Source organism: Pseudomonas sp. 2hn (assembly GCF_019646095.1).
In the GTDB taxonomy this organism is placed as follows: Bacteria; Pseudomonadota; Gammaproteobacteria; order Pseudomonadales; family Pseudomonadaceae; genus Aquipseudomonas; species Aquipseudomonas peradeniyensis.
Genome location: NZ_CP081016.1, coordinates 3,269,360 through 3,293,171, shown reverse-complemented (window position 1 = coordinate 3,293,171; position 23,812 = coordinate 3,269,360). Strand labels below are relative to the sequence as shown.

The 23,812-nt window shown below is 62.9% G+C and carries 22 protein-coding genes and 2 pseudogenes; 6 read left to right on the top strand and 18 right to left on the bottom strand.

Annotated features, from left to right (window positions below):
* Positions 1–146 precede the first annotated feature (146 nt).
* From K2O50_RS14845 to K2O50_RS26915, 11 genes and pseudogenes are all read right to left on the bottom strand, one after another.
* Positions 147–2,342 carry an LTA synthase family protein gene (locus K2O50_RS14845; RefSeq protein ID WP_050705489.1) on the bottom strand — a complete coding sequence of 732 codons (2,196 nt, stop codon included), beginning with the start codon at positions 2,340–2,342 and terminating at the stop codon, positions 147–149.
* 129 nt (positions 2,343–2,471) lie between these two features.
* Positions 2,472–3,752 (bottom strand): hypothetical protein, encoded by a 1,281-nt coding sequence (locus K2O50_RS14840; protein ID WP_050705490.1) that lies wholly within the window; start codon positions 3,750–3,752, stop codon positions 2,472–2,474.
* Positions 3,753–3,798: 46 nt separating this feature from the next.
* Positions 3,799–4,536: a hypothetical protein gene (locus K2O50_RS14835; protein ID WP_050705491.1), complete on the bottom strand. Its 738-nt coding sequence runs from the start codon at positions 4,534–4,536 to the stop codon at positions 3,799–3,801.
* Positions 4,537–4,569: 33 nt separating this feature from the next.
* On the bottom strand, positions 4,570–5,250 hold the full coding sequence (locus tag K2O50_RS14830) for a C39 family peptidase (protein WP_050705492.1): 681 nt from the start codon (positions 5,248–5,250) through the stop codon (positions 4,570–4,572).
* A gap of 63 nt (positions 5,251–5,313) precedes the next feature.
* Positions 5,314–6,627 (bottom strand): hypothetical protein, encoded by a 1,314-nt coding sequence (locus K2O50_RS14825; RefSeq protein WP_050705493.1) that lies wholly within the window; start codon positions 6,625–6,627, stop codon positions 5,314–5,316.
* Positions 6,628–6,679: 52 nt separating this feature from the next.
* Positions 6,680–7,252: a hypothetical protein gene (locus tag K2O50_RS14820; protein WP_050705494.1), complete on the bottom strand. Its 573-nt coding sequence runs from the start codon at positions 7,250–7,252 to the stop codon at positions 6,680–6,682.
* Between the two features lies 1 nt (position 7,253).
* Positions 7,254–7,697, bottom strand: a complete 444-nt coding sequence (locus K2O50_RS14815; RefSeq protein ID WP_050705495.1) for a hypothetical protein — start codon at positions 7,695–7,697, stop codon at positions 7,254–7,256.
* A gap of 298 nt (positions 7,698–7,995) precedes the next feature.
* Entirely contained in the window at positions 7,996–8,547 is a 552-nt protein-coding gene (locus K2O50_RS14810; RefSeq protein WP_050705496.1) for an AAA family ATPase, read from the bottom strand.
* Positions 8,544–9,110, bottom strand: a complete 567-nt coding sequence (pnuC, locus tag K2O50_RS14805; protein ID WP_050705497.1) for a nicotinamide riboside transporter PnuC — start codon at positions 9,108–9,110, stop codon at positions 8,544–8,546. Before pnuC ends, K2O50_RS14810 begins: the two co-directional genes overlap by 4 nt.
* A gap of 98 nt (positions 9,111–9,208) precedes the next feature.
* Positions 9,209–9,724, bottom strand: a pseudogene (locus tag K2O50_RS26920) (methyl-accepting chemotaxis protein); the annotation flags it as partial.
* 405 nt (positions 9,725–10,129) lie between these two features.
* A pseudogene (locus K2O50_RS26915) lies at positions 10,130–10,753 on the bottom strand (cache domain-containing protein); the annotation flags it as partial.
* 390 nt (positions 10,754–11,143) lie between these two features.
* On the opposite strand from K2O50_RS26915, the gene K2O50_RS14795 reads away from it, so the two are divergent.
* Both K2O50_RS14795 and K2O50_RS14790 read left to right on the top strand, forming a co-directional pair.
* Positions 11,144–11,974: an undecaprenyl-diphosphate phosphatase gene (locus K2O50_RS14795; protein ID WP_050705499.1), complete on the top strand. Its 831-nt coding sequence runs from the start codon at positions 11,144–11,146 to the stop codon at positions 11,972–11,974.
* A 10-nt stretch (positions 11,975–11,984) separates the two neighbouring features.
* Entirely contained in the window at positions 11,985–12,392 is a 408-nt protein-coding gene (locus tag K2O50_RS14790; protein WP_050705503.1) for a DUF1294 domain-containing protein, read from the top strand.
* Positions 12,393–13,022: 630 nt separating this feature from the next.
* Here K2O50_RS14790 and K2O50_RS14785 read toward each other — a convergent pair.
* The 3 genes from K2O50_RS14785 to K2O50_RS14775 all read right to left on the bottom strand — a co-directional run bounded on the left by K2O50_RS14785 (position 13,023) and on the right by K2O50_RS14775 (position 15,520).
* A protein-coding gene (locus tag K2O50_RS14785; protein ID WP_409077773.1) for an IS3 family transposase occupies positions 13,023–14,386 on the bottom strand; the annotation gives its coding sequence in 2 pieces (ribosomal slippage) (positions 13,023–13,898 and positions 13,901–14,386; 1,362 coding nt in all).
* 182 nt (positions 14,387–14,568) lie between these two features.
* Positions 14,569–14,859 carry a hypothetical protein gene (locus K2O50_RS14780; protein WP_220689817.1) on the bottom strand — a complete coding sequence of 97 codons (291 nt, stop codon included), beginning with the start codon at positions 14,857–14,859 and terminating at the stop codon, positions 14,569–14,571.
* Positions 14,860–14,887: 28 nt separating this feature from the next.
* The gene (locus K2O50_RS14775; protein WP_050706233.1) at positions 14,888–15,520 is read right to left on the bottom strand and encodes a hypothetical protein; all 633 of its coding nucleotides are present in this window, start codon (positions 15,518–15,520) and stop codon (positions 14,888–14,890) included.
* A 257-nt stretch (positions 15,521–15,777) separates the two neighbouring features.
* Here K2O50_RS14775 and ppk2 point away from each other — a divergent pair, with 257 nt between their 5' ends.
* Positions 15,778–16,596: a polyphosphate kinase 2 gene (gene ppk2 / locus K2O50_RS14770; protein ID WP_050706232.1), complete on the top strand. Its 819-nt coding sequence runs from the start codon at positions 15,778–15,780 to the stop codon at positions 16,594–16,596.
* Between the two features lie 9 nt (positions 16,597–16,605).
* Here the strand turns inward: ppk2 and K2O50_RS14765 are convergent, their stop codons facing one another.
* From K2O50_RS14765 to K2O50_RS14755, 3 genes are all read right to left on the bottom strand, one after another.
* Positions 16,606–17,739 carry an HlyD family secretion protein gene (locus K2O50_RS14765; protein WP_050706231.1) on the bottom strand — a complete coding sequence of 378 codons (1,134 nt, stop codon included), beginning with the start codon at positions 17,737–17,739 and terminating at the stop codon, positions 16,606–16,608.
* Entirely contained in the window at positions 17,736–19,364 is a 1,629-nt protein-coding gene (locus K2O50_RS14760; protein ID WP_050706230.1) for an MFS transporter, read from the bottom strand. Before K2O50_RS14760 ends, K2O50_RS14765 begins: the two co-directional genes overlap by 4 nt.
* Before the next feature lie 64 nt (positions 19,365–19,428).
* On the bottom strand, positions 19,429–19,938 hold the full coding sequence (locus K2O50_RS14755) for a GNAT family N-acetyltransferase (protein ID WP_050706229.1): 510 nt from the start codon (positions 19,936–19,938) through the stop codon (positions 19,429–19,431).
* Between the two features lie 146 nt (positions 19,939–20,084).
* On the opposite strand from K2O50_RS14755, the gene K2O50_RS14750 reads away from it, so the two are divergent.
* The 3 genes from K2O50_RS14750 (at position 20,085) to dksA (ending at position 22,620) form a co-directional block, all read left to right on the top strand.
* Positions 20,085–20,645, top strand: coding sequence for a carbonate dehydratase (locus tag K2O50_RS14750; protein WP_050706228.1), 561 nt, complete (start codon positions 20,085–20,087; stop codon positions 20,643–20,645).
* Between the two features lie 2 nt (positions 20,646–20,647).
* On the top strand, positions 20,648–21,985 hold the full coding sequence (locus K2O50_RS14745) for a dihydroorotase (protein ID WP_050706227.1): 1,338 nt from the start codon (positions 20,648–20,650) through the stop codon (positions 21,983–21,985).
* A 221-nt stretch (positions 21,986–22,206) separates the two neighbouring features.
* The gene (gene dksA / locus K2O50_RS14740) at positions 22,207–22,620 is read left to right on the top strand and encodes an RNA polymerase-binding protein DksA (RefSeq protein ID WP_050706226.1); all 414 of its coding nucleotides are present in this window, start codon (positions 22,207–22,209) and stop codon (positions 22,618–22,620) included.
* Positions 22,621–22,739: 119 nt separating this feature from the next.
* On the opposite strand, the gene K2O50_RS14735 is transcribed toward dksA, so the two are convergent.
* A complete protein-coding gene (locus K2O50_RS14735; protein WP_156329643.1) occupies positions 22,740–23,795 on the bottom strand; it encodes an RHS repeat-associated core domain-containing protein in 1,056 nt (351 codons plus the stop codon).
* Positions 23,796–23,812 lie beyond the last annotated feature (17 nt).

Here is a 23,812-nt window from a genome sequence, read left to right as displayed (position 1 = left end):
GGCCGCTCCTACAGGGGGCGCGGTCCTCTGTAGGAGCGGCCTTGTGCCGCGAAAGGGTCGCAAAGCGACCCCGGCAATCTTTAATTGATGCGGTCATACCCCAACAAATGCAAAACTCTTGAAGGGATGACCGTTACAACCAAACTTCAACTCGACTGCGCAAGATGCCCATCCGCCAGTTCCTCCACCGTCTCCGGCTCATCCGGCAGCGCGGTAATCACGCTGAAATCGCTCACTTCCACCTCGCCGCCGCCATACCCCAGCAGATGGAAGGAAAATGCCTTGCGCACGGTGGGGTTGTCGAAGTCGAACTCCATTTCCAACGGCTCGTCGGCCGTCACCCGCATCTCTTCGGGCAACCCGAGCTGTACGTCCTGCTCCAGCTCCTTGGCCTTGAGGCGGATGTACGCCGCATGCCGGGGATCCAGCGCCCGCACCTTCAGACGCACACGGGTGCGCGACCCTTCGGGCATTTCCAGGTACTGCGCGCCGATCAGGTTGTCCGCCCAGTCATCCTTGATGCGTTCCGCCAGGGCGATGGGTGAGGGGCCACCGAACTGGTAGCGCAGGTTGAGCGGGGTCTGCAGCAGCGACTGGTCGAGGCTGGCGGCCAGCAGATTGAGCTGCGGACCGAGGCTGTCGTCGCCACGACCGAGGAATTTGGCCTGCTCGGCAATGAACCCACTGCTGGCATAGCGTCGGCAGCGTTGCTGGAAGTCGCACTCGCTGAAGGTGCCTTGCCCGTCGTGGTAGCGCAGCATGCCATTGGTGTAGGAGATCATCTCACGGCCGCTGTCGTAATCGCGGTACAGCGAGCGTCCGCCCAGGGCCGCCGGGATCGGCAGGGCGAAGTAGTCGAGCAGGGAGGTGCTCAGGTCGATGTGGCCGTAGGTGCCCTGCTTGAGCCTGGGCAGATGGGCCTGCTCCGGCGCCAGTGTGAGGTTGAAGCCCCAGGCCGAGGCCAGGCGCACGCCGTCGATGCCATGGGATTCGTCCGAAGTGACGATCACCAGGGTGTCCTCCAGCACGCCCTGTTTCTCGAGGTTGTCGAGGAAGCCGCCCAGGGCATCATCAAGGTAGGCAACCGCGGCCTGCTTGGGCGTGTCGAAGCGTTGCAGATAGGCGTCGGGCGCCGAATAGGGCTGGTGGGTGCCGACCGTGAGCAGGGTGAGCATCCACGGCTGGGGGCGCTTGCGCAGCTCGCCGACGTAGTCGAGCGCACCTTCGAAGAAAGCGCGGTCATCCTTGCCCCAGGGGAATTCCAGGTAGTTGTCGTTGGCGAACCACTCCAGGCCGTGCACCGCGTCGAAGCCGATGTGCGGCATGATCCGGTCCTTGGCCATGAAGCGCAGCCCGGCGCCTTGCAGGTAATGGGTGGCGAAACCGGCTTCGCGCAACTGGGCCGGCAGGCACGCCTGGTTGCGTTGCTGCTGGGTCAGCAGCTCGACGCCCTTGGGCGTGCCGTTGGCCAGCTTGTCGTAGTCGCCGCAGAGCATCGCGTAGAGACCGCGAATGGTCTGGTGGGTGTGCAACACATAGTCAGGGGTGTTCATGCCGCGCTCGGCCCACTGGCTGAGCCGCGGCATCAGGTCCTGCTCGAAGCGGCTGCCCAGTGCTTCGCGGTTGGGGCGCAGGTAGGCACCGGGGATGCCCTCGACGGTGATGATCAGCAGGTTGCGCGCTTTGCCTGGGGCGTCGAGCAGCTTGGCGCCATTGAGGTCGGATTGGGTCAGGCCGGCGCTGGACAGCGCCGTGACCGCCGGCACATGGCCCATGCCACGCAGGGCCTGATGCTGTAACTTGCCCACTGCTGCCGACAGCGCCTGGTGGGTGAGGCCGTACTGTCGCCACTGGTCGGCGTCCGAGGGCGCCAGTTGCTGGCCGCCCCAGTGCAGGCCGAACAGCGCCACGGGCACGGCCCAGAGACGCCGTGGCAAGGGTGCGCCGGCAGGCGACCGCCATACGCTCGTCAGCCATATGCCAAGGCCTGCGACCAGCAGGGCGGGCAGCCAGGCATGGGCGAGGGCGCCGGCGGTGGAGTTCTCCATGAACTGCGGGTCGACCAGATAGGCCAGGTCGTCGACCGTGGGCAATCGGCCGACGGCACTGACCAGCTCGGCGGATGCCACCCACAGGCCACCCCAGGCCAACAGCAGCGGCAAGGCCAGCCACCAGGAGCGACGATGGGCGAGCAGCAACAGCAGGCTGCCGATGGCGAGGTCCGATAGGTAGCCGAAGGGGTTGGACCAGCCCAGCAGGGCGCGCGCGGTCAGCGGAATCACCAGCACCAGGATTGCCAGCGTGGCAAGGCGGGCGCGAGGGTGACCGAGCAGGTTGTTCACGAAACTTTCCTTATTGCCATTAAATCGTCACAAAACTGTGCGCGATGATAGCAGGCCGATGCCAGGAAAGTCGGTCGCTACAAAACCGGTAACCAAATCCCGGGCCCTGGATCGGGCCCGGCTGGAGGGTCAGAAGTAGTACGGGAATTTCAGGCTGAACGAGAAGTCCGGCGAGTCCTCGGTAAGGCCGATGGACAGGTTGGGGACGATGGTCAGGTTGTCGGTGGCGGCGAAGGTCAGGCCGATGTTGAAGTTGGCGGCGTTGTAGTCGCTGTTGGTGATCGACTGCCAGTCGCCGCCGTCCGGCTTGATCTTGCTCTTGCTGGCGAACTGGTCGGTGACCGAGAACGACATGCTCATGCGTTCGTTGAGGGCAAAGGCGATACCGCCGCCGATCTGCCAGGAGTCGCCCAGTTTCACATCACCCTTGACCTTGCTGTTGACCTGGGGGCTGATGTCGCTGAACGAATCCTGCATGTTGTAGGTGTAGGACAGGCTGGCGAACAGCACGGCGGGGTCGAAGGTCTTGACCAGCGAGATGCCCGGCGTGATCGCCCAGACACCGTTGCCGGTCGGCAGGCTCTCGGGCACCGACAGGTTGTTGTTGGTCGGGTCCTCGACCAGCTTGATGCCATAGGGGTCCTTGCCGGTAGGCGCCTTGACCCGCAGGGTGAGCACCGCGTCGGGCCAGTTCTCCGATTCGTCGAGAAACTTGTAGGCCACGCCGACGTTGACGTCGCCGATGGTCGGATCGCGGGTGACCGACGCATCGGAGGTGACCGGTCCGGCACCACCGGCGCCACCGGAGGAATAGGTCGATTCGCGATAAACGATGGGTACGTTTATATCGAACTGCCAGCGTTGATCCATGTTGTAGCGGGCGGTCAGGTCCAGGGTCCAGTTGTCCGCCTTGATCCGGTCGAGGTTGATGTTGCCGAGGAAGATCGAGTCGAGGGCGAGGAAGCCGTTGAGGGTCAGGGCGCGGGTATCGTAGTGCGTGTAGGTGATGCCGGTCTCGACGCTGAACTTGCCGCCGCCGAAGAAGCCGCTGGCCTCGTCATACAGGTTGGAAACGCTTTGCGCGGGCTCCGAATCGTCCTTGAGCGACTGGCCGTAGGAGCTGCCAGTGCTGCCCGGGGCGCCGGATGCCACGGTCTGCGCGCCTTTGGCCGGTGTCGAGGGGGACTTGGTCAGGCGCTTGGGCGGTGGGGCTGCCGGGGTTTCCTCGACCTGGCGCACGCGCTGCTCAAGCACCATCAGGGCATTCTGCTGGGCTTCGTAGCGTTGTTTCAGTTCGCGCAATTCCTGCTTCAGTGCCTCGACCTGAGGGTCCGGAGCCGCATACAGCATTGTCGCAGGGGCCAATGTACTCAAGCAGACTACAGCTCTGAACGTCAACGATCGTTGCATGGGTTAGCCGTCCCTTCTGACTACATACGATGAGACTGAGCGTAGATCAGTATCCGAGGGCGCGAAGACCTTTGAGCTGGTCAAGATTGCCGTTCAGCGCGGCGGCGGGTACGTTGTCGCGCAGCACGACGTTGAGCGAGGTCAGGTTGCTTACCTGGTTGCCGCTGCCGAGCAGGGTGGCGTTCTGCATCAGCCCGCCCTGGGCGATCTGCTGCAGGGTACTGCCCTGGTTGTTGCTCGCCACGACGTTCATTTGCACGCCGGTACCGCTCGCGGAGACGCTCAGGGACCCTGCGGCGTTGCTGCCGACCAATGTCGAGCCCGCAGCCAGCACCTGGCCTTGCTGCGGCGCCTCAGGGGCCTGGTTGGCCTTGGTGACGTTGATGTCGACGTTGTTGTTGGCCAGGTTGTTGTCACCGGCCGCGCGCACCACCTGGGTGACGCCGACGGTGGTGTCCAGGCCGCCGCCACCGGTGACGCTGCCGGTGCCCCTGGCGCTGGACGAACCGCTGCCTTTCTCGTCGATCATGGACACATAGAACTGTGGCTTGATGGTCGACTGCTGCACCTGCATCGAGGTCTTGGCGCCGATGACATCGCCATTGGCGTTCTGCCAGGTGCTGCTCATGACCACGCCGAAGCTGATGATGCGCCCCGGCAGTACATAGCGTCCGCGCAGATTGGCCAACTCCTGATCCTTCAGTTCAATGGGTTTGAACGTCTCTGCCTGGATGGGCAGGGCGGTGGCCAGGCAGATCAGGGTGAGCCAGGCTGGAGTCTTCATGGGATGCTCCCGACGCGTCGCGCTCGATTATCGTTAGAAGAAGTCGCTGCGGATGAAGCCGAAGTCCATCAGTTCGGCATCCTTGACCGGAGTGAAGTTATTGATGCGATCTTTTGCGCTCAACGGCAGGGGCGGGTCGAGCAAGGCATTGGTCTTGTCGTAGCCCTGGCCGATCACGGCGAAGATGATGCCGTTCCAGCCCTTGAGGAAGTCTTCGACCTTGTAGCGTTTGTGGCCGAGTACCGGGTCACCGATGTAGACCCAGCCCTTGTCGACCCGTTGCAGGACCACGAAGTGCTTGTAGCCACGGATGTCCATCAGCACCACCACGGGGATGCGCACGCTGGTCAAGGTGTCAGCGGCGACCCGGTAGCCGCGGGCACGCATGCCGAGGCTTTCCACGTAGCGTTTCATGTCGAGCATCGAGAAACCCTGGACCTTGACCAGTTCCTGGTCGGCGTGGGCCAGCATGCCCTCGATGATCGTGTGTTCGTCCACGTCCAGCCAGTAGGCCTGGCGCAGGATGGTTGCCAGCGCCGCGGCGCCGCAACTGAAATCGGTCTTCTGTTGCACCAGGTCGGCGAACTTGCGTTCGCGGATGCTCTGGATGGGCTTGTAGATCACCGCGCCCCCCGGCAAAACCGAAAGCGGCATCTGCGCCGCTTCGCTGTAACTGGCCATGCACAGCAAAAACGCCAAGGCGATCATACGCATGGTCCTGCCCCCCGATCCTGTTGAGGAAAAGGCCCCCCGAAGGGGGCCTCAAGGTCACAGCTGTCAGAACGAGGTGTTGGAGATGGCCAGCGAGTTGCTCTGTTGGTTGCCCACACCGGCTGCCACGTTGACACCGAGGTTGCCGCTGCCGCCATTCACCGAGCCACTCAGGGTGGCGGTGTTGGTCACAGCGTTAGCCCAGCCGGTAGGAGTCAGCACCTGGAACGACACGGTGTTGCTCAGGTCGAACGAGCTGGATTCCTCGAAGCTGCTCGAACCGGACTTCGAGGACTCGGAGGCTTTGCTGCCCGATTTTTCATACGAAGAGTCGTAGGCTTTCTCGAACGAAGAGTCGTAGGACTTCTCGAACGAGGAGCTGGAAGACTTCTCGCGCGATTTGTCATACGAGGCGTCGAGCGAGGCGGTCAGCGACGCATCGAACGAGTCGGTGCGGCTGCGCTCGTGGCGGCCGTAGTCGGTGGAGTGGGTCACGCTGCCGTTTGCGGCGGCATCCAGCGAGGCGGTCAGAGAACCACTTGCCGAGGAGGCCGACTCGTGGCTACGCGAACCGCTGGCGTCGGAGCTCTTCGAGCCACTGGCGTTCCAGCTCTTGGCGCCGGCTGCTTCCCAGCTCGACGAGGAGCTGCGGTCCTTGCTGTAGCTGGAGTCCCTGTTGTACGAGGCGCTGCCGCTGGTGCTGGTGGTCAGGGTGATGGTGTCGACGCGGTACTCGCGGTCACCGTTGTTGTTCACCACCAGGCCAGGACCATTCTGGTCGGCGGAGGCGGTGGCCGTGGCGTTACCCAGCGGCGCATTGGAGTTGGCAATGGCCATGGTGTTTTTCTGTTGGTTCAGGTCGCCACCGGCAATGTTGATGCCCATGTTGCCGCTGCCGTTGTTGCCCGAGCCGCTCATGATGCCGGAGTTGGTGGTGCCGTAGTTGGTGACCTTGTTGTTGTTGCTGTACTGGCGCACGTCGGCGGTGGCCGATGCCGAGCCGAACACGAAGGTGTTGTCCAGGCTCGAGTCGGCGCCGGCATTGGCGATGGCGGCGGCGTTGTCCTGCTGGTTGCCGGCGCCGGCTGCCACGTTGACACCGACGTTGCCGCTGGTGCCGGAGGCCGAGCTGCTCATCTCGGCTTCGTTGACGGTGCCTTCGTTGCGGATGCGGTTATTGGTGCTGCTTTGCTTGTCCCAGGCATTGGCGGTTGCATACACCGGGATCTTGGTAGGAGGAGGGGTGTGATGACCGTTGTTGTGGCCGTGGCCATTGTTGTGTCCATGGCCACGCGGATCATTCTGCCCAGCTTGTACAGCCACAGCCATGATCGCAGCAATTGCGAAAACCAGAGGCTTGAGTGCCATCGAGGGTTTCATGGTGGTTCTCCGTACTTTATTTTAGGTTAAGTGTTGTTGTTACCTGATTGGGTCAATCTGCGACCCGGATGCTCAGGGTGTTGGCCGTTCGGTTTCCCACCCCGGCACTCTGATTCAACTGCACCACGCCACGGCTACCGGTGAATGCCTGGTCGCTGGTGCTGACCTGGCGGTGGCCGGGTGTCTGGGCAGTTGGATCCGAGCTGTTGACCAGCGCCACGTTCTGTTGCAGAAGGACGCTGTCGTCGATGCTTTGCGGTTGGGCACTGACGCTGATGCGCAGTGCGTTGGCTTGCTGGTTGCTGGCGCCGGCACTCTGGTTGACACCGAGGATGCCGTTGCCGTGACTGAAGGCCGTGCCCTGGATGCTGGACTGCGCGTCCATCGAAGGATCGACCTGGGTGCGCAGGCGCTGGCGGATCTGCGTGCTGGCGTTGGCGTCGCGGCCGATGGCGATGGCCCGGGCGTTGACCTGTTGCTGTTGGTCGCCGGCCGCCTGGTTGACGCCAAGGTTGCCTTGGTATTGCGCGCCGGAGCTGTCGATGGTGGCGTTGTTGATCACGGGGGGTTGGGCGAAGGCCGAAGCACTGCACAGCGTGGCCAGGATCAGCAGCGAATGCCTCATGTCATTGGCCTCCGCCGAGCACTTTCAACGCGCCCAGGCCTTGCTGGACGTTGGAGTTGACCATGTTGGCGATGCCGTTGCCGCCCGAGCCCGAACCACGTCCGCCGGCGATGTTGGGCAACTGGGTCTGGTTGCCGATGTTGGCGCCGATGGTGTTGGTCTGCTGGGTGATCAGCGAGTTGATCCCGGCGCCGCTGGTGATGCCGGCGAAGTCGCCATCGCTCAGCTCGCTGGTCTGCTTGAGGATGTGCGCGGAGGGATTGGTGTTGACGGTGACCGGGTTGGGGTCGGGCATTACCGGAGCGCGTATAGCGCTGCGGGTCTGCACTTCGCGGGTGATCACGACGATGCCGTTGTCTGCCTGGGCGGGCAGGCTGAAGCTGGATCCCAAAGCGCAACCAAGCAGCAGGAGGTGACAGATCTTGCCTTTTTCTGGTTTCCCCACGATGGCAATTCCTTCTTCGGCGTCTGGGCCTGGGGCCGCGTTGCCAGAAGGAGAGCAGAAGCTGTGCCGGTTTTTGTTATTGCTTGAGAATCAGGATCTTGGGTGGGAAGCACTGTTGCGTCAGAGAATTGTTGTATCAGTGCTGAGACAGGCCCCCGGTGAGTTGAGGGTCAAACCCTGCAATACCGGGCTTCGAGGGGAGGTCGGCGCAGGTGTATCACCGCTGTGACATTGCCCCCGAAACTGCGGGATTACGCGCAAATCCGGGGGCTATGGCCAGTCGGTGTGTATCAGTGATTTAACATTCAGTGGGGAAAATCGGGGCTTTTCCGTCAAGCAAGCGTTGCACCGCCTTCAGTACCTTGGCGCTGCGTTGTGGCCAGTCACCGTCGATGATCTGCAGATTCTGTCGATGACGCTGCAACCAGGCCAGGCTGTCGTCGAAGAACGCCTGGCGTTCCTCCAGCCGGGGCTGGCAGCGTTGTCCGTCACCGACCCATTCGACGCCCTCGGGACGCAGCAGCAGGTGCAGGTCGTAATGGCGCGCCTTCAGCGCTTCTTCGATCCAGGCAGGGCAGTCGTTGAACAGTGCGCGGCTCCAGAGGATGTTGCTGAGCAGGTGAGTATCGAGGATCAGCAGCTCCGGCGCCTGCGTTCGGCCATGATCTTCCCAGTCCAGTTGGCCACGGGCGATGGTGGGAATGTCGGCGTAGCAGGTATCGCGCTGTTCGCATTCCATGAAGTGGCGGACATATTCACCGACCAGCACGCCGCCGAAATGCGCCTGGATCTCGCCGCTCAGCCAGCTCTTGCCGCTGGACTCCGGGCCGCACAGCACCAGGACCTTCATGCCGCCGCCAGCGCCGGATCGCGGCGCCACTCCAGCCAGCCGCGCACGGCGATCAGGGTGAACAGGGCGTAGAGCGCGGCGGTGAGGTACAGGCCCTTGTACAGGAACAGGCCGACGAAGATCACGTCCACCACTACCCACAACGCCCAGCACTGCAGGCGCTTCTGTGCCATCCACAGCTGCGCCACCAGGCTGAAGCCGGTGAGGGCGGCATCCAGCCAGGGCTGGGCGGCGTCGGTCCAGTGCGCCATGCCCGCGCCCAGCAACAAGCTGGCCAGCAGGCCGGCCACCAGGCCCTTGAGCATCGGCGCAGGGGCCAGGCGGGTGACCTGGCGGGCGTCCTCGGTACGGTCAGGTCGGGTCCACTGCCACCAGCCGTACAGTTGCAGCACCGCGTAGACCAGTTGCAGGAGCATGTCCGAGTACAGCTTCACCTCGTAGAAGATCCAGCTGTACAGCACCACCATCACCAGGCCGATCGGCCAGCACCAGGGGTTCTGCTTGACGGTGAGCCAGACGGCGATGACGCCGAGCGCGGCGGCGAAGAGTTCGAGGCCGGACATCGGCGATCCTTGGGCGGGGAAAGGGCGGGATGCTAACCGCTTCGAGCGGCACGCTTCAAGCTGCGGGCGGAATCGGATCGGCCCGCAGCTTTCCGGCGCTAGACCCTGAACTGGCGCAGCAGTTGCTCCAGCTCCTCGCTCAGCCGCGCCAGGGCCGCCCCGGCGTCGCTGGACTGACGCGCGGCCTCGGCGGTCTGTTGCGACAGGTCGGCGGTTTCGGTGACGTTGCGGTTGATCTCCTCGACCACATGGGACTGCTGCAGGGTGGCACTGGCGATCGAGGCGTTGAGCGCGCCCAGGTTGCCCAGTGCCTGGCTGATGGCATCCAGGCTGCTACCGGCCTCGCGGGCCTGCTCGACGGTCTGGCGCGAGGCTTCGCTGCTGGTGTCGATGGCCCGTACCGCGGCCTCGGACTGGCCCTGCAGGTGTTCGATCATGGTCTGGATCTCGGCGGTCGACTGGGCGGTGCGCTGGGCCAGCAGGCGCACTTCATCGGCGACCACGGCGAAACCACGGCCCTGCTCGCCGGCGCGGGCGGCCTCGATGGCGGCGTTGAGGGCGAGCAGGTTGGTCTGCTCGGCGATCGAGCGGATCACCTCGAGCACACCGCCGATCTTGGTGCTGTGGCTGGCCAGCTCACGGATCACCTGCACCGCCTGCTCGATGGTCGCCGAGAGCCGGTCGATCTGCTGCAGGCTGCCGTGGATCGCCTGCTGGCCATGGCCGACCTGGGTCTGAGCGTTGCGCATCTCGCTGGAGGCCTGCTCGGCGTGCTTGGCCACATCGTGCACGGCGTAGGAAACCTCGTTGATCGCGGTGGCCACCTGGTCCATCTGCAGCGATTGCTGGGTACTGCGGGCCTGGGCTGCACCCGCGTTGTCGCCGACATGGCCGGCCGACTCGGCCAGGTGATGGGCAGCGCCCTGCAACTGGCCGACCACGCCCTGCAGCTTGCCGTTGAAACGGTTGAAGTATTCGCCCAGAAGGGTGATTTCATCGCGGCCATGGGTATCCAGGCGCCGGGTCAGGTCGCTTTCGCCACTGGCGATGGTGCCCATGGCTTGTACCGCCTCTTGCAGCGGGCGGGCGATGCTGCGGGCGATCAGCATCACCAGCAGGGCCATCAGCATGGCAATGCCCAGGCCGACCAGCGAGGCGTCGCGCAGTTGGCGGGCGAACTCGGCCTGCACGTCGTCGACGTAAACGCCCGAGCCGATGATCCAGCCCCAGGGTTTGAACAGCTGGATGTAGGAGGTTTTCTCCACCGGTTCGCTGGCGCCGGGCTTGGGCCAGCGATAGTCGACCGGCCCCGCGCCCTGGCTGCGGGCCAGGGCGACCATCTCGTTGAACACGGCAAAGCCATCCGGGTCGCGGATGGCCGAGAGGTCCTGGCCATCGAGCTTGGGGTTGGCCGGGTGCATGACCATCTTTGGTTGCAGGTCATTGATCCAGAAATAGTCGTTCTGGTCGTAGCGCAGCCCGCGCACCACTTGCAGGGCTTGCTGTTGCGCGGCCTCGCGGGTGAGCGTGCCGGCGGCCTCCAGGCCCTGGTAATACGTCAGGATGCCGGCGGCGGTCTGCACCACGTGGCGGGTCTTTTCGGCCTTGGCCTGGTACAGGTCGCCGTGGAGCTGGCGCAGCATCAGCAGGCCCAGCACCAGCAGCATGGCCACGGCGACCAGCAGGATCAGCCACAGGCGGCGGCTGATCGACATCGACCTCAGGGTCTTCATGATGCGTTACTCCAGTCTTTGTTCTTTTTATCCAGGGCATCCAAGCATGCTTTGCCGCCGGTCCCCACTCGACCAACGGCTAATGAGTCTTTCTTGACATCCTGTGTAGCAGGTAACGCAAGCCTTGAAACACAGGCTCTGCTAGGATTTCGGCCGCGCCAGATGAAACCTTTAGGCTGCTGGGCTTTTCAGCTGGCCTTGGGGGCCACTGTCGCTGTAAAAAGCACGCGCCGCGTGCGGCATCATTGAGTCAATCAAAACAAGCGGCCTGCCACGCGCAGCGTCGCACTTGGGGGAAAGATGGATTTTTGGAGTGCCTTGCAGGCAATCATCTTGGGCGTGGTCGAGGGGCTGACGGAGTTCCTGCCCATTTCGAGCACCGGGCACCAGATCATCGTCGCCGACCTGATCAACTTCGGCGGCGAACGCGCCATGGCGTTCAACATCATCATCCAGCTGGGCGCAATACTGGCGGTGGTGTGGGAGTTTCGACGCAAGATCTTCGACGTCGTGCTGGGCCTGCCCACGCAGGTACCGGCGCGACGCTTTACCGCCAACCTGCTGATCGCCTTCTTCCCGGCGGTGATCCTGGGCGTGCTGTTCGCCGACCTGATCCACGAGTATCTGTTCAACCCCATTACCGTGGCCGCCGCACTGGTGGTGGGCGGGGTGATCATGCTGTGGGCCGAGCGTCGCCAGCATCGGGTGGAAGTCGATCATGTCGATGACATGCGCTGGAGCCATGCGCTGAAGATCGGTTTCGTCCAGTGCCTGGCGATGATTCCGGGGACTTCGCGATCGGGTTCGACCATTATTGGCGGCCTGCTGTTCGGCCTGTCGCGCAAGGCGGCCACCGAGTTCTCGTTCTTCCTGGCCATGCCGACCATGGTCGGTGCGGCGGTGTATTCGGGGTACAAGTACCGTGAGCTGTTCCAGCCGGGCGACCTGCCGGTGTTCGCCCTCGGTTTCGTGGTGTCGTTCATCTTCGCGATGATCGCCGTGCGTGGGTTGCTCAAGTTCATTGCCAATCACAGCTATGCGGTGTTTGCCTGGTACCGGATTGCCTTTGGCCTGCTGATCCTGGCGACCTGGGAGTTCGGTTGGGTCGACTGGTCGACGGCGCACGGTTGACATGGCCCGTATGCGGCATGCGTCTCGGGGCGAAGAGGGCGTGCGCCATGCACGCCTGAAATGGCTGGTACTGGTGTTGCTTTGCCTGTTGCCCGTGGTGGGTGGCCTGAGAATGGGGCTGGGTGATGGGACCTGGCTGCCGCTGGCGATGTATCCGCTAGTGAGCCTGGTCAGCCTGATGTTGTACTGGCAGGACAAGCAGCAGGCGCGGAGCCAGGCTTGGCGCACGCCGGAGAAGGTGCTGCATGCCAGCGAGCTGCTGGGGGGATGGCCGGGGGCGTTGCTGGCGCAGCAGGTGTTTCGGCACAAGACGCGCAAGGTTGCCTACCAGGTGGTGTTCTGGGGGATTGTTTTTGTGCACCAGGTGTTTTGGGTTGATTATCTGTTCTTGGCGGGGCGTTGGGGGTTTGTGATCTGAGGGTTGTTGTTGTTGTTGTTGTTGTTGTTGTTGTTGTTGTTGTTGTTGTTGGGTGGTTTAGTAAGTTGTAGGCGCATTCATTTGCGATGTCGACGCTTATTCACCTTTCGGCCCTTACGGTGGGTTACTTTGGTCTTAACTCGCCGTCCGCGGCCAAAGTAACCAAAGCCGTTGCGCTCCATTCATCCGGCCCTACGCTCCGGGTTCCCTCACTCCGACCTCCTGAAGTCGCGAAGTTACGGGCGGCGCCTGGACTGGCGCAGCTGTCGCTAGTTGGAACTTAATTGATCTCTCGATCGTATCGCGGGGCAAGCCCGCTCCCACGCAATAGTCGTCGTTATATAGATCTCTGTAGGGGCGGGCTTGTCCCGCGAAAGGTCCGGAACAGTCAATACATAACTAATGGTCAAACAACTAACTTCGCATTTCTTGCCCTTGCTCTTGCTTCTAAACGCGCGGTAGTCCAGGCAACACCAATTGCGACTTCAGGAGGCCGAACGGAGCGAGGGAACCCCGGAGCGAAGCGCAGGGGCCGTATGAATGGAGCCAGCGGTTTTTGCCTACTTTTGCCCAAGAAGAGCAAAAGTAGGTCGCCGTTTGAACTGACCCCCGAAAGTTGGACGGGGTACGCTATGGGTTCAGCGCTTGAGTCCGAAATTGTACCGGGCTCAAGCCATTCAGTCTTAGAGTTATACGTTCTTGATTGTAGTAGGCGATGTAGTCCTCTAGCCCTGATGCCAGTTGCTCAACACTGTCAAACGATTCCAGATAGAAAAACTCGCTCTTGAGTGTACCGAAAAAGCTTTCCATCGCGGCATTGTCTAGGCAGTTGCCCTTACGCGACATGCTCTGCTGGATTTCCTTTCCGCCCAGCATATGTCGATAAGCAGGCTGTCGGTATTGCCAACCTTGATCGGAGTGCAATATCGGTTTGTCATCTGGGTTCAGCCGCTCGAAAGCTTGCTCCAACATCGTCGATACCATCTTGAACTCAGGGCGCGGATTGATCTGATAGGCAAGAATTTCGCCGTTGTACAGGTCCATCACAGGTGAAAGATACAGCTTCTGCCCTTTCACCTTAAACTCAGTCACATCGGTCACCCATTTCTGATTAGGGGCTTCCGCCTTGAATTCACGCTTGAGCAGATCAGATGCAACAAGCCCTTCGGAACCTCGGTAGGAGCGATATTTCTTCACTTTTACCAGGGATTTCAGATTCATCAACTGCATCAACCGCTGCACCTTCTTGTGATTGATCACTTCGCCGTGCCGCTCAAGCACTGCGGTGATGCGGCGATAGCCGTACCGCCCCTTGTGCTTGTGATAGAGGCTATTGATGCGCTCTTTGAGAACCGCATGCTTGTCGGTCACCAACGCTTTGCTTTGGTAATAGAAGGTGCTGCGTGCCAGCCCTGCCGCGCGTAAAAGCAGAGCTAGCCGATGCTCATGCCTCAATCCTTGGACGGTCTGCGCTTTCTTGATTGCGCAGTGCTGGGGTCCGCTTGGATCAAGGCATCGAGCTTTTTTAGATAGGCATTCTCCGCACGCAGATACTCCAGCTCTTCGAGCATCTGCTCAGGTGTCAGCTCGGTATCTGCAGGGGTAGCCGGGCTTATGCTGGGTTGTTTTGATGCTTTGCGGGGCATTCGGGATTCTCGGGCACGATGCGGGTGAAGTGCTTCTACTCCGCCTTCATCGTACAGCCTTTTCCACTGCCTGATGCTACTCGGACCTCGGATATCAAACTGTATGCAGGCTTGCTGGGCTGACAGTCCGCCTTGCTCGATGCACTGCAAAACCTTCAACTTGAACTGGGCGTCGTAGTGGCTGTACTTGGTAGTCAGACCTGCTGCGCCGTGTTGCTCATAGCCCTTTATCCAACGGCGTAGCAACGATGGACTCAGGCTATGCTTCAGTGCTACCTCATGAACACTCCGTGCAGAAAGGCACTCTTCGATGAGTGCTTGCTTGAGCGCTAGATTGTATTTCGTCATGGAACACCCTCCGGTTGGAGTCAGGCGTCCAACTTTCGGGGGTCAGTTCACGTTTGAAGGCGAAAAGGTGACTATGCGTCACCATCGCCAATGAATGCGCATAAAAAAACCAAAACAATCATCCCCGAACCCGAACCCGAACCCGAACCCGAACCCGAACCCGAACCCGAACCCGAACCAAATCAACTGGAAGGCTTATCGTCACTCCCAATCCCCTGCTGCCCAACCCGCGACTGACCTGACAAAGGCACGCCCCCCTTGGCAACCTGCTCAGCCTGCTGCCGCTGCAGCGCCCACTGATCACTACGCTCCTTGAGACGATCAGCACCACCTTCCGCAAAAGCCGAACCCGCCGAGATCATTACTAAAAGTGCAAGCACAGACGCTAAGGATTTCTTCACCGGGGAAACCTCCATCAATTGACCTGAAAGCCGACCGCCTGGCAGCCGGATCGAGGCAAGAATGGAGGCCACGGATTTTTCCAGGATTAACACACCCCGTTCAGTTGGCCAGCAGCTGCTCGTGCACCCAGCCCTGAGCCGTGAGCACCATGGACCGGGTTTCCTCCAGCGGTTTGGCCGAGCTGGCCGCCACCTGCCCAAGCCCGGCGATATCTGCCTGGACCGCCGCATCGCCGGCCCACCCCGGCAGCTCGGTGACCTGATAGCTGTAGGTCACCTCGGACTGCCGCCGCCCATTGTGCTCGACAGGCGCGCTGAACCCCTTGATGGCGGTGACCCGGGCCTTGCCGAAGCACAGCCCGCCGGTACTCGCGCCGTTCGCCTTGGGCCGGGCGTCGGCCTTGTAGTAACGCCGGCCTTCGTCGGTGAGGTCGTAGGCGTAGTAGATATCGGTGCGCGCCGGCTGCCAGAGGCGCTCCGGCACTTCGGTGCGGGCGACTTCCCGCTCGCTGACCACGCCGACCCGAGCCAGGGCGTGCAAGGCCTTGTTGGTGCCCTCCACATCGAAGTCCCGGGTGCGGGTGGGAAAAGCGCTGATCACGAAACAGTGCGGGAACTGGGTGTCGAGATAGGCCTGGGCGGCCTGGCGCAGGTCGGCTTCGCGGGGCTGTTGGCCGTCCGAGCAGCCGACCAGGGTCGCCAGCAGGGCCAGCGGTATGATCTTCCTGTCCATCGTAAGGCTTCCTTGAGTTGCCAATTGCAGGGTTGCGCGCCGGCCGGGCCGGCTGGTGCGGGATTAGAACCCGCGGGCCAGAGCCCCCGCAATCGTGGCAAGACGACATATCCCCGAGGTTGTGCACTGCTTGGCAAAGCCCGCGCGGCGCCACGCCCGGCAAAACGCCGGTGCTCATCCATACTCCTCAGGGCCGCCCCGGCGCCGTCGGGCAGCCGGCAACGGACAGACCTGCAACGAACACAGAGGAGCCACCGATGGCCAAGGGCGAGGGCAAGAAACGCAAGGGAGACGCCACGGAGAAACTCGGGCGCAAGACCTATGAGACGGAACTGCGGCGGCTGCACGTCGAGCTGGTCAAGCTGCAGCAGTGGGTGGTGGAGCAGGGCCTGAAGGTGTGCATCGTCTTCGAGGGGCGCGATGGCGCCGGCAAGGGCGGCACCATCAAGGCCATCACCGAGCGCGTGAGCCCGCGGGTGTTTCGCGTGGTGGCGTTGCCGGCGCCCACCGAGCGCGAAAAGACCCAGATGTACGCCCAGCGTTACCTGATCCACCTGCCGGCGGCGGGCGAGGTGGTGATCTTCGACCGCAGTTGGTACAACCGCGCAGGGGTGGAGCGGGTGATGGGCTTTTGCAGCGACGAGCAGGCCCACAAGTTCCTCACTGTGGTGCCGATGTTCGAGCGGATGATGGTCGAGTCGGGGATCATCCTCATCAAGTACTGGCTCGAAGTCAGTGCCGAGGAGCAGACCCGCCGCCTGCAGGACCGCATCAGCGACGGGCGCAAGCTGTGGAAGCTGTCGCCGATGGACGTCAAGTCCTACACCCGCTGGGACGACTACACCCGCGCCCGCGATGACATGTTCGCCGCCTCCGACTCTTCCTGGGCACCGTGGTACATGGCGCGCTCGGAGGACAAGCGCAAGGCGCGGCTGAACATCATCAGCCACCTGTTGCAGCAGATCCCGTACAAGGACCTCGGCAAGGCGCACAAGGTGGAGCTGCCCAAGCGCGGCAAGATCGGCAAGTACAAGGCGCAGCCGTATCCGTTCAAGATGGTGGCGGAGCGGTTCTGATGCCGCCAGTCACTGCGTCTCGCGGGTATCGATGCTCACCACCACCGACATCCCCGGCCGCAGTTGCCTGGCCTCGGGTTGGTCGCCATCGACGGTGATCCGCACCGGGATGCGCTGGGCGATCTTGACGAAGTTGCCGGTGGCGTTGTCGGCCTGCAACAGGGCGAATTCGGAACCGGTGGCCGGTGAGATCTGCTGCACATGGCCGCGCAGCTTCAGGTGGTTGAGCGCATCGACGGTGAAGGTGGCGGGTTGGCCGATGCGCACGTTGGCCATCTGCGTTTCCTTCAGGTTGGCGATCACCCACAGGGTGTCCGGCACCAGCGCCATCAACTGCGCGCCGGGGTTGACGTAGGCACCCAGGCGGGTGCCGATCTGCCCCAGCTGGCCGTCGCGCGGCGCCTTGACCCGGGTGTTGTCCAGGTCGATGCGGGCCAGCTCCACGGCGGCCCTGGCATTCTCCACCGAGGCTTGCAGCGCGGCGCGATTGACGATCACCGTCTCGCGGTCCTGGCGGGCGATTTCCAGCGCGGCGCGGGCCTGGGCCAGGCTGGCGACGGCGGCGGCATGGCTGGCGCGGCTCAGGTCCAGTTCGCGGCGTGACACCGAGCCGTCGCTGACCAGCGCCTGGTTGCGTTGCAGGTCGGCCTTGGCCTTGTCGGCCTGGGCGGCGGCGTCGCTGATCGCGGCCTGGCGCTGGGCGATGCCGGCCTCGGCGCTGTTGCGCTGCTGCAGGTTGTTGGCCAGCGCCGCCTCCTGCTGTTTGAGCTGGGCGATGGACTGGGCCAGGCGCTGGGTGTAGATGCGATCGTCCAGGCGCACCAGCAGGTCGCCCTGTTTGACGAACTGGAAATCGTGCACCGGCACCTCGACGATGTAGCCGCCCAGCTGTGGCCCGATGATCGTCACCTGGCCGCGCACCAGGGCGTTCTCGGTGCTCTCGATGGCGCTGCTGAACGGCGGCAGGCGCCAGGCGTACAGCACCAGCAGGATGCCGGCCAGGGCCACGGCGGCGAAGCTCAGCGACGAGAGCAGGCGCACCCGCCGGCTGCGCGCCGGGCTGGTCGGTTCGCTGGGTGGTTGCGCGCCTTCCGGGGTTTCGGCGATGGCGGTGGTGGTGGTCGTTGGCGTCTCTTGGGTCATCGGCTCGAAGCACCGCTGGTGGAGTGGTTGTATCGCAGGTACAGGCTGCGGATGAAGATCCAGATCATGGTCAGGATAGCGATGGCGCCGATCAGCATGAACACATCGTTGTAGGCCAGCACGTTGGCCTCGCGGGTCGCGGCGTTGGCCAGCAGGCGCATGCCGGCCTCGTTGCGCAGCGCCGGGTCGGCGAACACCCCGGCGTAACCGGCGCCACCGCCCTGCACGCGGGCGCTGACCAAGGGTTCCAGGGCGCTCAGGCGGTCCATCAGCTGGCTGGAATGGAATTTTTCGCGCACGGTCTGGAAGGTGCCCAGCAACGCCGAGCCGATCAGCCCGCCGAGGTTATTGCAGATACCGAACAGCACTGAAAAGCTCACCAGGTTGCGCGGGTTGGCGCGCACATGGCTGATGCCCAGCGCCATCGACGGGCCGACGAAGAAGGTGCTGCCGAAGGCCAGCAGGAACTGGCTGAGGTACATCTGCGCCGGCCGGGTCAGGTTGCTCGAGGTGCTGTCCATGAAGGCGCCGGTGGCCATGGCGGCCAGGGAGATGAACAGCGGCAGCACCAGGTGCTGGGGGTTGATGGTCAGGGCGCTGGTGGTCAGCCCCGTGACCGCGCCCAGCAGCATCACCGCGTACAGCGCGCGCATCTGCTCGTTACCCATGTTCAGCGCCTGGAGAAAACCCACGGCGCCGGTGGACTGCTCGGAGATCACCATGCGGATCAGGATCACGCACAGGGCCAGGCGGATGATCGCGCCGCTGCCCAGCCAGCGGGTCATCAGCAGCGGGTTGCTGCGGTTGTGCTCGATGGCCAGGCCCGAGAGGATCAGGGCGATGGAGGCGGCCAGGGCGACGCCGATCCACGGCGCATCCAGCCACCAGTCGATGCGCCCCAGCGACAGCGCCGCGCAGAGCAGGGCGGTGCCGCTGGCCATCAGGCTGAAAGTAAGGAAATCCAGGGGCTCGAAGGTCTTGAAGCGATCGCCCGGAGGCAGCTTGAGCAGCAACACACAGCCCAGCGCGGCCAGGGCCAGGCCCAGCTCGAACAGGTACAGCCCGCGCCATTCGGCAATCTGCAGCAGGTCCTCGGAGAACACCCGGGCCAGCGGCACCGCCAGCTGCGAGGCGCCAAGGCCCAGGACCATGGCCTTGAGCCGCCACTGCGCGGGGAAGGCCTGGATCATGTAGTACAGGCCCAGCGAACTCAGCGCGGCGCCGACCATGCCATGGGCGGCGCGCACGGCGATGGCCGAGTTGAGGTCGTTGACGAACAGGTGGGCGAGGGTGACCAGGGCATAGAGCACCAGGAACACCTCGGTGAAGGCGCGCAGCCCGAATTCCTGGCGGAACTTCACCAGCAGCAGGTTCATCGACACGTTGGTCATCACGAAGGCTGCCGGCAGCCAGGCCATTTCGGCGCTGGTGGCACCCAGCGCGCCCTGCAGGAACGGCAGGTTGGCAACCACCAGGGCGTTGCCCAGGCCACCGGTAATGGCCACCAGCAGGCCAACCAGGCCGTAGGCCAGGCGCTTGGCCGGGGCATGCAACGGCGTCGAGGGAGAGCCGGGCAGGCTGGGCTTCTCGTGGGGGAGCCACTGGCGGGGGGCGTACTTGTCCATCGGGTTGTCCGTTACCGCGGGTGATTCGACTCTACGTGAATGGCCGGCTGGATGAAAACCTCGCTCAAACGCCGAGCGACAGGCGCATGGCGCAGCGGTTGCCCAGGCCATGGGCCAGTTCGCCGGCGAGAATGCCCTGCAGCCGTGCATCGAGCTGCGGCGCCGGGATGCGCTCGAAGCCATAGCGGGCGTAGAACGGGGCATTCCAGGGGACATCGTCGAAGGTGGTCAGGGTCAGCCAGGGCAAACCACCCAGGCGCGCGGCCGCCCGCGCCTGGTCCAGGAGTCCACGCCCCAGGCCCTGGCCCTGGGCTTCCTGGCGGACCGACAACTCGTGGATGTGCAAGGCGTCGCCTGTGGTGCTGGCGCAGAGAAAACCCAGCGGCTGGTCCCGGTCATCCACGGCAACCCAGCTGCCGCCCTCGGTGACGAACGCCAGGTGCTCGGCTTCGCCCATCACCTCGCTGTCGGCCAGCCAGGCCAGGTGCGGCAACTGCCGGAAAGCCTGGGCTGCGGAGCGTTCCAGGGCGGGGAGCAGGGGGATGTCGCTGACGAGGGTCGGGCGGATGCGCATGGTGGATCAGAACCTGTAGATGCGGTGGTGCGGCCACGCGTTATCGCGCAGGAAGGTGGAGTTTGCCAGATCGGCGCACGGAGGTGTTGCATTGCTATTGTTATAACGTAACATTTGCGCTCTTCCTTCCTTGCAGGGCCCTTACCGTGATCCGCAGAAACCCCTCCGGCCATCTCCCGCAAATCGCCGAATCGGCCTATATCGACCACACCGCCATCATCTGCGGCAAGGTGATCATCCACGACAACGTATTCGTCGGCCCCTATGCGGTGATCCGCGCCGACGAGGTGGATGGCAGCGGCGACATGCAGCCGATCGTCATCGGCGCCAACTCCAATATCCAGGATGGCGTGGTGATCCACTCCAAGTCCGGCGCGGCGGTGCGCATCGGCGAGTACAGCTCGATCGCCCACCGTTCCATCGTCCATGGGCCCTGCGAGGTCGGTGACCGGGTGTTCATCGGCTTCAACAGCGTGCTGTTCAACTGCAAGGTCGGCGACGGCAGCGTGGTGCGCCACAACTCGGTGGTCGACGGCCGCGACCTGCCGCCGCGCTTCTATGTGCCGCCCACCGAGCACATCGGCCCGCACACCGACCTGGAGCGCTACCCGCCGGTCAGCGTGTCGGCTTCGGAGTTCTCCGAGGACGTGGCGCGCACCAACATCGACCTGGTCCAGGGCTACAAGGCCCTGCAGAACGAGTTCTGAACATGGACTCATTGCTCGTGCGCAACGCACGGCTGGTCAATGAAGGGCGCGAGTTCGAAGGCGACCTGCTGGTGCGCCACGGGCGCATCGAGCGGATTGCCGGCAGCCTCGACAATGCCCGTGCGGCGCTGGAGATCGATGCCCGGGGCGCCTGGCTGCTGCCGGGGATGATCGACGACCAGGTGCATTTCCGCGAGCCGGGAGCGCCGCACAAGGGCAGCATCGCCAGCGAGTCGCGGGCGGCGGTGGCCGGGGGCATCACCAGCTACATGGACATGCCCAACACCAACCCGCCAACCCTGACCCTGGAGGCGCTGGCCGACAAGAAGCGGCGGGCGGCGGCGAGTTCGCGGGCCAACTATGGCTTCCACTTCGGCGTGAGCCGCGACAACCTCGACACCATCGCCGCCCTCGACCCGCGCGAAGTGGCCGGGATCAAGGTGTTCATGGGCGCCTCCACTGGCGACATGCTGGTGGACGACCCGCAGGTGCTGGAAAAGCTCTTTGTCTATGCGCCGACCATCGTCCTGGCCCACTGCGAGCACACCCCGAGCATCCTCGAGAACGAGGGCTGGTGGCGGGCCCGCCACGGTGAGTTCATTCCCCCGGCGGCGCACCCGCTGATCCGCGACGCCGATGCCTGCTACCGCTCCTCGAGCCTGGCCGTGGAACTGGCCCGGCGTTTCGGCACGCGCCTGCACGTGCTGCACCTGACCACGGTGCGGGAGCTGGCGCTGTTCACGCCGGGCCCGGTGAGCGGCAAGCACATCACCGCCGAGGTGTGCCTGCACCATCTGCTGTTCGACGACAGCGACTACGCCAGCCTCGGCCACTTGATCAAGTGCAACCCGGCGATCAAGACCGGCACCGACCGTGACGCTTTGCGCAAGGCCCTGGCCCGCGACCGCATCGATGTGATCGGCACCGACCATGCGCCGCACACCCTGGAGGAGAAGCGTCGGGTGTATACCCGCGCGCCGTCCGGCCTGCCGCTGGTGCAGCATGCCTTGCCGGCGGCGCTGGAGCTGGTCAGCGAAGGGGTGTTGAGCATGGCCCAGGTGGTGAACAAGACCAGCCACGCGGTGGCCGAACTGTTCGACATCCGCGAGCGCGGTTTCCTGCGCGAGGGGTATTGGGCGGACTTCGCCATCGTCGAGCGCCTGGCCAGCCCACGGGCGGTGGCGGACGACCCGGTCCTGGCGCATTGCGGCTGGACGCCGTTCCAGCAGCGCGCCTTCCACCATGTGGTGCGCAGCACGGTGGTGTCCGGACAACTGGCCTGGCACCAGGGCCGGGTACGCGATCAATGCCAGGGCTTGCCCTTGATGTTCGATCGCTGAATCCCCCCAGATCGCCCAACCCTTCGGGATGCTCCGTCGCGCACGGAATAGAAGAGGCACACATCACCAACGTGGGAGCGGGCTAGCCCCGCGATCACCGGCAAAGCCGGTGCCATACACCGCATCGCGGGGCAAGCCCGCTCCCACGCTGTTCAAGTCAGCAAGTTACGTTTTGTTCCATGAGGGTGGTCTCGCGCCCCTAGCATTCCGGAGTTACATCCATGACTGAAGAGCAACTGTTGCTACAACCCACCAGCGCCTACATGAACGAGCCTCAGCGCCAGTTCTTCCGCAACCTGCTGCTGACCCAGCGCGGCGAGCTGCAGACGCGCATCGAGCAGGAGTTCCGCGCCCTGCGCGAACAGGAAGTGCACAGCGACCCCGCCGACATCGGCAGCGCCGAGGAGGAACGCCACTGGCAACTGCGCTCGCTGGAGCGGGAAAAGAAGCTGCTGGACAAGATCGACCAGGCGTTGGAGCGCCTGGCCCGGGGCGATTACGGCTGGTGCGAGGAAACCGGCGAGCCGATCGGCCTGCGCCGCCTGCTGCTGCGGCCCACCGCCACCCTGTGCGTCGAGGCCAAGCAGCGCCAGGAGCTGCGCGAGCGGCACGTGCGTGATGGTGCCTTGGACTGATACGTAAAGTCGGCGAGCGACGATCAGGCAAGGAAGCAAGTTTGACGTGGCGTCAATTGAGCATACCGAGCGTGTTTTCAACGCAGCATGATCGTCGCGCAGGCATTTCCCCTAAAAACTTAATGATTATAAGGGTTGTCCGGTGAGTTATATCTGATGGTTTGAACAGTGTAGCCCATATTTTCCAGGTGGCTTTTAACAGGATCTAATCTTTTTAGTTTCGGTTTGTAGTGGCCTGACCAGTTTGAGAGGGATATGGATGTGCCGTTTCTCCATATATATCCGGCAGCCATTACCTGTGTGTTCGTGCCAAGGCGTTCTGCTGCCACAGCAGCAATGCTTGCATGTGTTGGAAAAATGTAGGATTGGTCATAACTGCCGATTACTAATTCGCCAGACATTGTATACGCAAACTTGTGCTCCCAACTTGAATTTTTGGTTGCTCTCACGGCGGCCTCTCCCGTGGCAATAGTGAGCATCCGATCTCCGCTGTTTGTTCGTTTATCAAGGTAGCTGCTAGTCTGTGCCACCTCAGCTTCATAATCATCAGGTTTTAAATCGGCAAGAGGGCCGGGGTTTTTAGTGGCTTGGGATTTGCCAGTTATCCAATTGAAAAATTTTCGTATGGCGGAACGTATGGAGAAATATCCTGATGGATCGATATGGTTTATTGGGTCGGCAAGGCAGTAAGCGTAACTATTCAGTCCTCCTATGTTGAATGGGCTCATCGGGTCTGCATTGATGAAGCGCATTAACGTCGGGCTGTAGATACGGCGGCCGTTGCCGAACGTGTAGTGCTCCGTGACAGGATCAATGAGTGCGCCTGTATAGGCGAGCACAGCAACCGGACCGGACCCTGATTTACAGAGGCCATAGGGCGTATATGTGCATACTGGGCGTTCAGCGGCAATCTGTAAGATAGAGCTTTGTGTGTCGATTGCGAGAAGCGCACAGCGGGTATCTTGCCGGGTCTTTCTGATGCTTGCTGAAGAATATGATTTCATGCTGGCGGCACCATTAAATATGGCAAATTTTAAGTGCTTGCACCATTTTCGTTGAAAATGGGCTCCTGTGTAACTAGCAGAAATGCCAGGAGCCGCATGAACGGTAAGTGGGGTGTCACGATGAGCGGGCAGTTTTTTGCGAACTTTTACAGCGGTTTGGTAGGCAGCCACTTCCTGCTGGCTTGGAA

Bases quoted from the DNA above. Each gene is read 5' to 3' on its own strand.
- K2O50_RS14840 (WP_050705490.1), bottom strand. From the start codon at position 3,752: ATGCAACGATCGTTGACGTTCAGAGCTGTAGTCTGCTTGAGTACATTG.
- K2O50_RS14835 (WP_050705491.1), bottom strand. From the start codon at position 4,536: ATGAAGACTCCAGCCTGGCTCACCCTGATCTGCCTGGCCACCGCCCTG.
- K2O50_RS14830 (WP_050705492.1), bottom strand. From the start codon at position 5,250: ATGCGTATGATCGCCTTGGCGTTTTTGCTGTGCATGGCCAGTTACAGC.
- K2O50_RS14825 (WP_050705493.1), bottom strand. From the start codon at position 6,627: ATGAAACCCTCGATGGCACTCAAGCCTCTGGTTTTCGCAATTGCTGCG.
- K2O50_RS14820 (WP_050705494.1), bottom strand. From the start codon at position 7,252: ATGAGGCATTCGCTGCTGATCCTGGCCACGCTGTGCAGTGCTTCGGCC.
- K2O50_RS14810 (WP_050705496.1), bottom strand. From the start codon at position 8,547: ATGAAGGTCCTGGTGCTGTGCGGCCCGGAGTCCAGCGGCAAGAGCTGG.
- pnuC (WP_050705497.1), bottom strand. From the start codon at position 9,110: ATGTCCGGCCTCGAACTCTTCGCCGCCGCGCTCGGCGTCATCGCCGTC.
- K2O50_RS14795 (WP_050705499.1), top strand. From the start codon at position 11,144: ATGGATTTTTGGAGTGCCTTGCAGGCAATCATCTTGGGCGTGGTCGAG.
- K2O50_RS14790 (WP_050705503.1), top strand. From the start codon at position 11,985: ATGCGGCATGCGTCTCGGGGCGAAGAGGGCGTGCGCCATGCACGCCTG.
- K2O50_RS14775 (WP_050706233.1), bottom strand. From the start codon at position 15,520: ATGGACAGGAAGATCATACCGCTGGCCCTGCTGGCGACCCTGGTCGGC.
- ppk2 (WP_050706232.1), top strand. From the start codon at position 15,778: ATGGCCAAGGGCGAGGGCAAGAAACGCAAGGGAGACGCCACGGAGAAA.
- K2O50_RS14765 (WP_050706231.1), bottom strand. From the start codon at position 17,739: ATGACCCAAGAGACGCCAACGACCACCACCACCGCCATCGCCGAAACC.
- K2O50_RS14760 (WP_050706230.1), bottom strand. From the start codon at position 19,364: ATGGACAAGTACGCCCCCCGCCAGTGGCTCCCCCACGAGAAGCCCAGC.
- K2O50_RS14755 (WP_050706229.1), bottom strand. From the start codon at position 19,938: ATGCGCATCCGCCCGACCCTCGTCAGCGACATCCCCCTGCTCCCCGCC.
- K2O50_RS14745 (WP_050706227.1), top strand. From the start codon at position 20,648: ATGGACTCATTGCTCGTGCGCAACGCACGGCTGGTCAATGAAGGGCGC.
- dksA (WP_050706226.1), top strand. From the start codon at position 22,207: ATGACTGAAGAGCAACTGTTGCTACAACCCACCAGCGCCTACATGAAC.